The following is a 10,935-nucleotide window of genomic DNA, read 5'->3' as shown; positions in this document are numbered from 1 at the left end:
ACCCGGGAGTCGTCTTCAGAATCCGTCTTGCCTTACAATGCAATAGCTAGCGAAAACCCATATGCGATTCCCCTGCCGCAAGCGGGGAGAGGCGAAGACGTCCAGCCCTCCAGCGCACTCAGCCGCTGCAAACGCTCCTGCATCGCCTTCTTGAGGTCGTAGCCGAGGCGGCCGAAGGCGGTGTTGCGGGTGGCGAGGAAATCGCGCTGGGTCTTGCGCAGGTCGCTCGCGGAACGGCCGCTCGCGCTCTTGAGCACGCGCGCATAGGCGTCGGCGATCTGGCGGTCGAGGACCCCGAGCTGCGGATCGGCGCAGATCATCTTCTCGACCTCGCGCCTGGCGGTCGCGCAATCGAAGGACGGTCCGTTGCCGGAATTCGCCTGCAGCGGCCGCGACGGCTCGACGCCGAATTTCGCGATCTCTGATATCATGATGCGGCGGCCGCTGGCGGCGTTCTCGTTGCCGGGATCGAGCCGCAGCGCGGCCTCATAATCGGCCAGCGCCTTCTTGCGCTCGCCCATCTTCTTGTAGAGCACGGCGCGGTTGTTGTAGGTGAGCGCGAAATTCGGATTGAGGCGCAGCGCGGCGTCGTAGTCGCTGAGCGCCGCGCCGAGCTCGCCCTTGAACTGGTAGGAATCGCCGCGGTTGGTCAAGAAGTTCGGCCGCTGCTCGATGCGGATCGCCTGGTCGTAATCGGCGATCGCCTTGTCGTATTCGGCCATTGCGGCATAGGACAGGCCGCGATTGTCCCAATATTCGGCGACCTTGGGATCGAGCCGGATCGCCTCGCTATCGTCGGCAATGGCCTTGTCGAGCTGCCCGAGCTTCTTATAGGCGGCGCCGCGGTTGGTGTAGCCGCGCGCGTGGTCCGGATCGAGCCGCAGTGCTTCACTGAGATCCTGGATCGCCTTCTCGTGGTCGCCGCGGAGGTAATAGGTCGTGCCGCGGTCGGACCACGCTTGCGCATAGTCCGGCTTCAGCTTGATCGCCTGGTCGTAATCGGCAAGCGCGCGGTCGAGCCGGCGCTGGTTGGTGTAGACCACGCCGCGCAGCTCGTAAGACTCGGCATCCTGCGGGTCGAGCTCGATCGCCTTGGTGAGATCGGCCGCGGCGCGGCTGAGGTCGCCGCCCGCCTCGCGCATGAGATCGCCGCGCAGCCGGTAGGCCTTTGCATTCTTGCCGTCGAGCGCGATGGCGCGGTCGAGGTCTTTCAGGGCATCCGACAGGCCGTCCGAGGTTCTGGCATTGGCATCGGCGCGCGCGACCAGCGCGGACGACCGCTCGGCGGCCGAATTGGCGGACTGGTCGATGATGGCCGTGCAGGCGGCGATCAGCGCGGCCGGCGCTTCCTTGCTGCCGAGCACGCAATCGACGGATGTGCCGCCGGCCGCGGCGGGACTTAGCGCAAGGACAAGGCCAAGCATGAGGCCGAGCCCGCCGGCGTGGAGTGAGATCCTGGCAGACCAGAGGGATTGCGCGGAATGAGGACTGCCGCACATGGCTGGGGCTCCGTGGCAACGGCTTTCTCCGTTGTCGCGGGGGTTTTGGATCAGGTTCAAAAGCGCGTTGGCGAGATCAAGCGAGCCGTCGCACTCCCTCGCCCCGCTTGCGGGGAGAGGTCAACGCACAGCGTCAATACCCGTCGATCCCGTTGATCTGCTGCAGCCTCTCCAGCATGGCCTTCTTCAGGTCATAGCCGGGACGGCCGAATTCGGCGTTGCGGCGGGCGATGTACGCGTCCTGCTCGCGCTGGAGGAGTTTTTTATCGCGCGGGTTCGAGGCTTCGCGAACCGCCCTGACATAGGAGCCTTGCACGTCGCTGTCGAGCTCAGCGAGATCGAGATCGGCGCAGATCGCCTTCTCCACCGCCCGCCTGGCGCGGGCGCAGTTGAAGCTCGGCTTGCCGGCAATCGCCATCCGCGCGCCGATGCGCTCGAGCTCCTGCGCCAGCGCCTTGTGGTTGGCCTTGGCCTTCTCGTGGTTCGGATTGAGCTTGAGCGCCGCGCCAAAGTCCTGCACCGCCTTGGGCCGGTCGTATTTCCTGAGCCAGAGTTCGCCGCGCGCGTTGAAGATGTCGGCCAACGAAGGATCGAGCAGCAAAGCCTGGCTGTAGTCGGCAATCGCACGGTCGGTCATCCCGCGCCGCACATAGTGATCGCCACGGGCGATCAGCGCCTTGAGACGATCGGTCTTCACCGTCTTCTCGCTGTCGATGACAGCGGGACAATGCGCGTCGACCTTGTCGTCGTCATCGACGGAGGCAGCCGCAAGGCACGGCGCGACGTCGACCTGCTCGGCCGCGACGGGCTCGCCGCCGGTCGCGGCATGGGCGATCGCCAGCGGCACAGACAGCGCCATCGCGGAGGCGATAGTCTTGATCAGGACGGACAGACGCATCGTTGTTGCAGTCGCAAATTCCCTGTAAAGCGCGGGGGCGGATGATCGGTGCCATCATACAGCCGAATTGATGCTAGGCTATCCGCCCGGATGCAAGCGTGTTTTGGGGACCTTCATTGTCGACGTTCGAATGGATCATCGCGCTGCTGCTCGGCGCCGTTGCCTTATCGGCGCTGGCGCGGCGAATCAAGATTCCCTATCCCACTTTTCTAGCCATCGGCGGCGCCTTGCTCGCCTTCGTGCCGTCGAGCCCATCGTGGACGCTCGAGCCGGACCTGGCGCTGGCGCTTTTCGTCGCACCGGTGCTGCTCGACGCCGCCTATGACACCTCGCTGCGCGACCTGCGCCGCAACTGGGTGCCGGTCTCGACGCTGGTCGTCGCCGCGGTCGGCCTCACCACGGTGGCCGTCGCAGCCGTGGCGCATTGGCTGATCCCGGACATGCCGTGGGCCGCGGCGGTGGCGCTCGGCGCCATCGTGGCACCGCCGGACGCAGCGGCCGCGGTCGCGATCCTGAGCACGGTCAAACTGCCCCATCGCATCGTCAAAATCCTCGAAGGCGAGAGCCTGCTCAACGACGCGAGCGCGTTGCTGATCTATCGCATCGCGGTGCTGGCAATCGCCACCGAGCATCTCAAATGGAGCGAGTTCGCGCCGACCATCGTGCTGGCGCTGATCGGCAGCGTCGTCGCGGGCTACGCCGCGGCGCGAATCATGCCGTTCTTCCTGATGCGGATCACCGAGGCGCCGAGCGCGATCATCATGCAGTTCGCCACCACCTTCATGGTCTGGATCGGGGCCGAACATTTCGGCCTCTCGGGCATCCTGACCATCGTGGTCTACGCCATCACCGTCGCCCGCACCGCACCGGCACGCATCCCGGCGCGCTTGCGCGTGCCGTCCTATGCGGTGCGGGAGACGATGGTGTTCGTGCTCAACGTGCTCGCCTTCATCCTGATCGGATTGCAGGTCGGCCCGATCTGGACGCGGCTCGACGAGGCGGTGCGCTGGGAATATTGCACGGCAGCCGCCTGGATCCTGCTCACGGTGATCCTGGTGCGGCTTACCTGGATCATGTTCTACGGCACGACGCTGCGCGCGCTCATCGTGCGCGGGATCTACCACCCGGCCGATCCCAAGGTGGTGTCGACCGGAAAGGGCGGCCTCGTCGTCGCCTGGTGTGGCATGCGCGGCCTGGTGACGCTCGCGACCGCCTACGCGCTGCCCGAGCATTTTCCCTATCGCGACTTCATCCAGTTCATGGCCTTCGCGGTGGTGCTGGGATCGCTGGTGATCCAGGGCCTCACCCTGCGGCCGCTGATCCTGCTACTCGACCTGAAGGACGATGACCCCGTCGGCACCGAGGTCGCGAAGGCACGTGCGGTGGTCTATCGTGCGGCGCTCGATGCGATCGAGGACGACCCGTCCGAGGAGGCGGAAATCCTGCGACTGGAATATCGCGCGATGCTGATGAGGACGGACGACGACCCGCACGGCGGCGTCACCGACGGCGAGTTGCCCTCCGATCCCTTGCGCCGCCGCGCCATCGACGCCGCGCGCAAGGCCATCTTCGATCTCCGCGCGACGGAGGTGATCGGCGACGACGCCTTCCACCTGCTCGAGGAAGAGCTCGATCGCGCAGAATTGAGCGCCGGCGGTTGACGAACGTGCGCCAGGTCACACTGCCGTCTCGCAGGCATGAACCTGCATGAACCTGGTGACGTCATCAAGGACTCAACTTTGATGACAACGTTGACTGACGACCGTCGTGTCCGCGCGCGAGATGCGTCGCCCGCACGGCAATTTTATCTCCACATGGCGCTGGCCTGCGCGGCCACCGCTTTCCTCGGCTTCGCACCGACCTATCGGCTGCCGCTCGCTCACCGGACTTTTTCCGCAAGCCCGGTGATCCATTTCCACGGCTTGTTGTTCTTCACCTGGACGCTCTATTTCGTATTCCAGACCTGGCTCGCGGCCTCCGGCCGCGTCGTCAATCACCGCGCGTTCGGCATCGTCGGCGTATCGATCGCGACCGCGATGGTGATCCTTGGCTTCCTCGCCTCGGTCCATTCGATGACCCACTCGGCTGCACTCGGGCAGGCCTATGCCGGCGTGTCCTTCGCGATCGTGCCTATGAGCGGCATCGGCTTCTTCGCGGTGGTTTTCATTCTCGCCATCACCAACACGCGGCGGCCGGAGATTCACAAGCGGCTGATGCTGCTTGCCGCCGTCTCGATCCTCGATGCCGCGGTCGCGCGCTGGTTCATCGTCTTCCTCGCGCCTCCCGGACCGCCCGGCCCGCCGCCGGTGCCGGTGACGATCGCGCCGGCGCTGGTCGCCTCGCTGCTGCTCGTCGTCGCCATGGTCAGAGACAAGCGCGTCGAAGGCCGCGTGCATCCGGTCTACATCTTCGGCACGATCGCGCTGATCGCCGTGAAGGTGCTGAACTGGCCGGTCAGCGAGACCGCCGCATGGCACTGGTTCGCGGGTGGAATTCTGGCAATGGCGCAGTAGCCCTTCTGAATTGTAACCCCAAGCACAAACCGAGCTCCGTCACCCTGAGGTGCCGGAGCGTAGCGGAGGCCTCGAAGGGCAACGGCCCGGCTGCATCTCGGCCGTTCATCCTTCGAGGCTCCCCATGGAGCGCGTTGCGCCCCATGGCTCGCGCCTCAGGATGACGGGTCTAGCGAATGCGGATCACGCCCCCGCCTTGCACGTGATCCCGCCGTCCACCACCAGCTCGATCCCCGTCACATATTTCGACTCATCCGACGCCAGAAACAGTGCGGCGTTGGCGACGTCCCAGGCCTCGCCCATATGGCCCATCGGCACCTGCGCGTCGCGCGCGCGCCACATCGCTTCCACGTCACCCTTGGCGTAGCTCGCCGCTAACCCTGCGGAATGCTCGACCATCGGTGTCTTCATCAGGCCGGGCAGGATTGCGTTCACCCGGACATGATGCCGCGCGAACTCGACGGCCGTGGTGCGTGTCATCATGTTCATCGCCGCTTTCGACGTGCCATAGGTGACGTAGGAAATGCCCATGTGGCGGATCGAGGCGATCGAGGAGATGTTGATGACCGAGCCGCCGCCCTGCTTCACCATGACGGGAATGACGTGCTTCATGGCGAGGTATGCGCTCTTGAGGTTGACGGTGAAGACGCGGTCCCAGCTTTCCTCGCCGACCTCGACCACGCTGCCCATCTCGGCGATGCCGACATTGTTGTCGAGCACGTCGATGCGGCCGTAGGCCTTCAGGCAGGCCGCGACCATCGCCTCGATGTCGCTTGCGCGCGCGACATCAGCGGTAAAGGCCACAGCCTTGCCGCCCTCGCCGGTGATGATCTTCGCGGTCTCTTCCGCCGCGGCCGCATTGCGGTCGACGCAAAACACCGAGGCGCCCTCGCGCGCAAAGGTCACCGCGGTCGCCTTGCCGTTGCCCCAGCCCGGGCCGATCGAGCCGGCGCCGACCACCATCGCAACCTTGCCCTTGAGCCGATCCATCGCGTTCTCTCCCTTATTTCTGTTGTTCTTCGCAGACGCTCATCGTGGTGACATTGGCGCCGACCGGATGACCCAAAATCTCCGACAACGTCCGGCATTTTCCGCCCGTGCACAACCGCCATTCACCGGCAGCATCCGAATTGCCGAGCATCACTTCATGCATGGGACCCCGCGCGGGCGTCCACTGAAACCAGCCATCGATGAGCCGCGCCTCGGGCGGCGGCTCCATGCCGGCGCCGGTGCCTTTGACGCGCGCCTGCACCAGTTGCAGGCCGGATGGCGTGACGCGCCAATCCTCCTGCCAATCGACCTTCTCGATCGAATGCGTCCACACCAGCGTGAACGCCGCGAGCGACAGCGCCTTCACGCTTCCGGCCGAAGCGAGGCAGAGGCTCACGCCGCCTCGACCGGCGCCGGCGGCCGCTGCCGCCATTGCCACAGCACGACAGCGACCGACAGCACGAAGCCGATGGTGTCGCTGAATGCGAAATCGCCGAGCAGGCAGAGCGCGGCGCCGAGCGCGATCACGCGCTCGAGCGCCGTCAGCCGCGTGAACAGAAAACCGATCGCGACCATGCCGAACAGGCCGATCGCCACCAGCGCCTTCACCGTCGCCAGCGCCACCGCGCCGTAAAAACCGAGCTTTGCGGCCATGGGATCGCCGGCCTGCAGCATCAACGCCGGCGAATAGACGAAGATGAAGGGGATGACGTAACCGGCAAGCGCGATGCGCATCGCTTCCCAGCCGATCTTGTCCGGGTTCTCCTTGGCGATCGGAGCTGCCGCAAGCGCGGCGAGCGCGACCGGCGGCGAGAGATCGGCCATGATGCCGTAGTAGAACGCGAACATGTGGCTTGCGATCAGGGGCACGCCGAGTTTTGCCAGCGCGGGCGCGGCGAGTGCCGCGGTGATGATGTAGGTCGGAATGGTCGGAATTCCGGTGCCAAGCAGGATCGACAGCACCATCGTCAGGATCAGCGCGAGGAACAGGCTCTTCTCGCCGAGCCCGATCACCCAGCCGCCAAAAATGGTGCCGACGCCGGTCTGCGACATCATGCCGATGATGACGCCGACGATGGCGCAGGCCATGCCGACCGTGATCGCCGACTTCGCGCTCTCCGCCAGCGAGTCGCGGCAGGCGCGCAAGGTGGCGAGGCCGCCGCGGGTCACTGCGGTGATCAGGATCAGGCCCGCGACCACGCTTGCAACCGGAATGATCTCCAGGCCGTTGCGCGAGACCGCGCCGACGACGAGCGCAAGCCCGATCCAGAAGATGTAGCGCACCGCGGTTGCGGACACGCCCGCAGTTATGCTGGCCCCTAAGATCAGCGCCACGGTGAGCGCGAGCCCCATGCTGCCGGCGTAGAGTGGCGTAAAGCCCTCGAACAGCATGTAGATGAGCGCGGCGAGCGGCAGCACCAGGTACCAGCGCGTGACCAGCGCCTTCCAGGCGCTCGGAATCTCCGAGCGCTTCATGCCGACGAGGCCATGCTTGCCGGCTTCGAGATGCACCATCCAGAAGGCGGAGGCGAAATAGAGGACCGCCGGGATCACGGCGGCCTTCACGATCTCCGAATACTGAACGCCGAGCGTCTCCGCCATGATGAAGGCGACCGCGCCCATCACCGGCGGCATGATCTGTCCGCCCATCGACGCCGTGGCCTCGACGCCGGCGGCAAAGGCACGGCGGTAGCCGAACCTGATCATCAGCGGAATCGTGAACTGGCCGACGGTGACGACGTTGGCGACGCCGGAGCCGGAGATCGTGCCCATCATGCCCGAGGCGAACACCGCAACCTTCGCCGGGCCGCCGCGGGTCCTGCCGAATAACCCAAGAGAAACGTCGGTGAAGAGCTGGATCATTCCGGCGCGCTCCAGGAACGAGCCGAACAGGATGAACAGGAAGATGTAGGTCGCCGACACGTAGATCGGCACGCCGTAAAAGCCTTCGGTGCCGAAGGAGAGATGCGTGACGATCTGGTCGAAGTCATAGCCGCGATGGTTGAGCGGCGACGGCAGATACTGCCCGATGAACCAGTAAACGAGGCACGCGCCGCACATCAGCGGCAGCGCCGCGCCCATCAAGCGCCGCGTGCCTTCGAAGATCAGGACCGCAAGCAGCGTGCCGACGACGAGATCGACACGCGTCGGATCGCCGTCACGCGCGATCAGATCGGCATAGAAGATCCACTGATAGAGCCCGGTGAGAAAACCGGCGCCGCCGATCAGCCAGCCAATGGCGCGGCCCAGATTGCTCTTGGCGGTAAAATTGCCGATCAGACCGAACGTCAGCAGCACCAGGAAGCCGACATGGACGCCGCGCACCACCTGGCTCGGCAGATAGTTGAAGGCCGCGACATAGAGCTGGAAGGTCGCAAACGCGATGCCGATCCAATAGGCGAGATGGCCCCACCAACCCGGACCAAAGCCTTCCGGAAAGCCATGCTCGAAATTGTCGAACTCGACCTTGATGGGCGCTTCCGTGCCCGCAGCCTTCTCCAGCATTCAACCCGTCCCCCGCTCAGCCCGAGCTCGTTATAGCATTGGCTATTATCGCCACACACGCCATGGCCGGGCTTGTCCCGGCCATCCACGTCTTCCGGTGCCTCCAAGAACATGGATGCCCGGGACATCTTGCGCGAAGACGCGCTTCGCGCTTCTGCCCGGGCATGACGTCGCGGAGCAAGCGTCCCTTACTTGATCAGCCCCTTTTCCTTGTAGAAGCGGATCGCGCCGGGGTGCAGGGGAACCGGGCTGCCATTCGCGGCCGTCTCCAGCTTGATCTCCTTGCCGGCGACGTGGGCGTTGGCAAGCTCCGGCAGCGACTCGAAGATCAGTTTTGTCATCTGATAGGCGAGATCGTCGGACACGGCCGAGCTCGTGACGAGGTAGTTCACGACCGCCGCGGTCGGAACGTCCTTGTCCTGTCCGGTATAGGTGTTGGCGGGGATCACGGCCGCGATGAAGGGCGGGCCGATCTTGTCGACGGTCTCCTTCGGCACGGCGACCACCGTGATCGGGCTCGAGGTCGAGAGATCCTTCAACGAGGCGACGCCGAGGCCGGCCGACTGCAGCGTCGCGTTGAGCTGGCGGTTCTTCATGAGGTCGACGGATTCGGCGAACGGCAGATACTCGACCTTGCCGAGATCCTTGTAGCTCATGCCGGCGGCGGTGAGGATCGCGCGCGAGTTGAGCTCGGTGCCGGACTTCGGCGCGCCGACCGACAGGCTCTTGCCCTTGAGATCGGCGAGCGTCTTGATGCCGCTGTCGGCGGTGGCGACGATCTGGATGTAGTTCGGATAGATCGCGGCGATGGTCCGGAGCTTGTCGAGCTTGTTCTTGAAGCCGGCCTCCTCCTCGCCATCCCAGGCCGCCTTGAGGGAATCGCCGAGCGTGAAGGCGAGCTCGCCGCGGCCCTGCTGCAGCAGGATGAGATTTTCCACCGACGCCTTGGTGGCCTGCACCTGTGTCTTCACGTTCGGAATCTTGTCGCTGTAGATCTTCCCGATGGCGACGCCGAGCGGGTAGTAGACGCCGGAGGTGCCCCCGGTCAGCACGTTGATGAACGATTGCGCATTCGCCACCGGCGCCGACGCGAGCAGAGCGATCGCGGCGACGGCGCCGATCCATTTCGATGTCATGATGTTGGTATCTCCCCAGAAACGCCGGCGAAATTGGCCGGACGGGGAAGCCGGGTCAACCCATCCAAAAGACAAAACAGGGCTGCGGGAAGCAGCCCTTCAGGCGGAGTCCGAGGGAACCCTACAGGTGCGGCGTCCTGGCGCAGCCGCACCCGTCGTGCGGTCTCATTGGAACGTCATGTCCATGCACTTGGAGATGTCGGAGCCGAGGCCGGACGAGATGATGATGCAGCCGCGGATCTTCTGCGTCGTCACGTCGGCGGCCCACACCGAATAGCCACCCGGGCCGAAGAACGAATTGGTGTTCGGCGGCTCGGTCTCGGTGGCGTCGAAATCATAATTGCCGTCGGTCTCGAAGATGCGCGGCTTCTTGGTGCAGCCGCCGTCGGTCTGCACATTGATGACTTCCTTGTTGTCGCGGGTCATCGCCAACTGGACCTGGCAGCGGAAATATTCCGAGGTCTTGGCATTGAAGAGATAGGTGTAGGACTTGCAGGTCGCGGTGTTCAGCTTGCCCGGGGCAAGGCCGCGGCTGCACGAAATCCGCTGGTTGTGGCTGAGCTTGTACTCATCGGCCTCGGCGAGCGGAGCCAGCGTCACCAAAGACAGCGCGGCGGCCGAACAGATTTTAGCGACGTGATACATCCGAATCATCCCTGTCGAACTTCTTGTGCAATTGCGTTTTAGACGGAAAGCGGAACATAGTCGCGAGGGGCCGTAGGGAAAATCACAAACTGCTGGGCAAGACGTGATGCGCTGCGACACGGGCGCGTATTGACCGGCAAACGCCGTTCGTGATTTGTTCAGAATACAATGGGCGGCCTGTCGGTTGTGGGGAGGATGATGATGACTGGATTTCCGACGAGGATGTCTTTGACGGCGGCCGCATCAGCGGTCTTCGTTTTCGGAACGCTTGCCGCGCCGGCGCTGGCGCAGACCGCCGCGACGCCGTGGGAGCTGAAGCCCGACATGGGCTATGCCTACGACAAGGAAGGCAAGACGTTCTCCTACAAGATGGGCACCAGCAATGCCGGCGAGCTGTTGAAGGGCGCGAAGAAGGTGCCGCGCGGCACGCTGTTCTTCATCGGCCAGAACGGCCAGCTCTACATGCGCACCGGCCCCTATCTCGAAGGCGACGGGCGGTTCAAGTTCGGGCCGGATCGGTAGGGGCAACGGCGGCGGTGTGCTCCCTCGCCCCGCTTGCGGGGAGAGGGTTGGGGTGAGGGGGAGTCTCCACGAGGACGGTGACAGATGGACTCGCGGAGAGTCCCCCTCACCCGGATTGCATCTTCGATGCAATCCGACCTCTCCCCGCAAGCGGTAGGGGAATCGCATATGGCGCCGGCGGGGTGTTGCCAGACGGTCGGAACTGGATTCTTTGGGTTTCTCTCGAT

Annotated in this window: 10 protein-coding genes; 3 read left to right on the top strand and 7 right to left on the bottom strand. The window is 64.7% G+C overall.

Features of this window, described 5'->3' with window-relative positions; genetic code table 11:
• Nucleotides 1-32 precede the first annotated feature (32 nt).
• Both JQ632_RS38305 and JQ632_RS38300 read right to left on the bottom strand, forming a co-directional pair.
• On the bottom strand, nt 33-1,499 hold the full coding sequence (locus tag JQ632_RS38305; protein WP_212407896.1) for a tetratricopeptide repeat protein: 1,467 nt from the start codon (nt 1,497-1,499) through the stop codon (nt 33-35).
• A gap of 133 nt (nt 1,500-1,632) precedes the next feature.
• On the bottom strand, nt 1,633-2,397 hold the full coding sequence (locus JQ632_RS38300; RefSeq protein WP_409363543.1) for a tetratricopeptide repeat protein: 765 nt from the start codon (nt 2,395-2,397) through the stop codon (nt 1,633-1,635).
• 116 nt (nt 2,398-2,513) lie between these two features.
• Here JQ632_RS38300 and JQ632_RS38295 point away from each other — a divergent pair, with 116 nt between their 5' ends.
• Nucleotides 2,514-4,058, top strand: a complete 1,545-nt coding sequence (locus JQ632_RS38295; protein ID WP_212407895.1) for a sodium:proton antiporter — start codon at nt 2,514-2,516, stop codon at nt 4,056-4,058.
• Between the two features lie 81 nt (nt 4,059-4,139).
• A complete protein-coding gene (locus JQ632_RS38290) occupies nt 4,140-4,910 on the top strand; it encodes a hypothetical protein (RefSeq protein WP_212407894.1) in 771 nt (256 codons plus the stop codon).
• 183 nt (nt 4,911-5,093) lie between these two features.
• Here JQ632_RS38290 and JQ632_RS38285 read toward each other — a convergent pair whose 3' ends face one another.
• The 5 genes from JQ632_RS38285 to JQ632_RS38265 form a co-directional block, all read right to left on the bottom strand.
• Nucleotides 5,094-5,900, bottom strand: a complete 807-nt coding sequence (locus JQ632_RS38285; protein WP_212407893.1) for an SDR family NAD(P)-dependent oxidoreductase — start codon at nt 5,898-5,900, stop codon at nt 5,094-5,096.
• A gap of 13 nt (nt 5,901-5,913) precedes the next feature.
• Entirely contained in the window at nt 5,914-6,333 is a 420-nt protein-coding gene (locus JQ632_RS38280) for a DUF1850 domain-containing protein (protein WP_212407892.1), read from the bottom strand.
• Complete coding sequence (locus JQ632_RS38275; RefSeq protein ID WP_212407891.1) at nt 6,294-8,405, bottom strand: TRAP transporter permease; 2,112 nt, start codon at nt 8,403-8,405, stop codon at nt 6,294-6,296. Before JQ632_RS38275 ends, JQ632_RS38280 begins: the two co-directional genes overlap by 40 nt.
• Before the next feature lie 188 nt (nt 8,406-8,593).
• Nucleotides 8,594-9,541 carry a TAXI family TRAP transporter solute-binding subunit gene (locus JQ632_RS38270; RefSeq protein ID WP_212407890.1) on the bottom strand — a complete coding sequence of 316 codons (948 nt, stop codon included), beginning with the start codon at nt 9,539-9,541 and terminating at the stop codon, nt 8,594-8,596.
• Between the two features lie 165 nt (nt 9,542-9,706).
• A complete protein-coding gene (locus JQ632_RS38265) occupies nt 9,707-10,186 on the bottom strand; it encodes a hypothetical protein (RefSeq protein WP_212407889.1) in 480 nt (159 codons plus the stop codon).
• Nucleotides 10,187-10,408: 222 nt separating this feature from the next.
• Between JQ632_RS38265 and JQ632_RS38260 the strand changes: the two genes are divergently transcribed.
• Nucleotides 10,409-10,708: a hypothetical protein gene (locus JQ632_RS38260; RefSeq protein ID WP_212407888.1), complete on the top strand. Its 300-nt coding sequence runs from the start codon at nt 10,409-10,411 to the stop codon at nt 10,706-10,708.
• The last annotated feature ends 227 nt before the right edge of the window (nt 10,709-10,935 follow it).

It is taken from the genome of Bradyrhizobium liaoningense, from assembly GCF_018130955.1.
GTDB classification, from domain to species: Bacteria; Pseudomonadota; Alphaproteobacteria; order Rhizobiales; family Xanthobacteraceae; genus Bradyrhizobium; species Bradyrhizobium liaoningense_C.
Note: the sequence above shows the minus strand (reverse complement) of the source record. Positions and strands in the feature narration are given on the sequence as shown.

Bases quoted from the DNA above. Each gene is read 5' to 3' on its own strand.
- JQ632_RS38305 (WP_212407896.1), bottom strand. From the start codon at position 1,499: ATGTGCGGCAGTCCTCATTCCGCGCAATCCCTCTGGTCTGCCAGGATC.
- JQ632_RS38300 (WP_409363543.1), bottom strand. From the start codon at position 2,397: ATGCGTCTGTCCGTCCTGATCAAGACTATCGCCTCCGCGATGGCGCTG.
- JQ632_RS38290 (WP_212407894.1), top strand. From the start codon at position 4,140: ATGACAACGTTGACTGACGACCGTCGTGTCCGCGCGCGAGATGCGTCG.
- JQ632_RS38285 (WP_212407893.1), bottom strand. From the start codon at position 5,900: ATGGATCGGCTCAAGGGCAAGGTTGCGATGGTGGTCGGCGCCGGCTCG.
- JQ632_RS38280 (WP_212407892.1), bottom strand. From the start codon at position 6,333: ATGGCGGCAGCGGCCGCCGGCGCCGGTCGAGGCGGCGTGAGCCTCTGC.
- JQ632_RS38275 (WP_212407891.1), bottom strand. From the start codon at position 8,405: ATGCTGGAGAAGGCTGCGGGCACGGAAGCGCCCATCAAGGTCGAGTTC.
- JQ632_RS38270 (WP_212407890.1), bottom strand. From the start codon at position 9,541: ATGACATCGAAATGGATCGGCGCCGTCGCCGCGATCGCTCTGCTCGCG.
- JQ632_RS38265 (WP_212407889.1), bottom strand. From the start codon at position 10,186: ATGTATCACGTCGCTAAAATCTGTTCGGCCGCCGCGCTGTCTTTGGTG.
- JQ632_RS38260 (WP_212407888.1), top strand. From the start codon at position 10,409: ATGTCTTTGACGGCGGCCGCATCAGCGGTCTTCGTTTTCGGAACGCTT.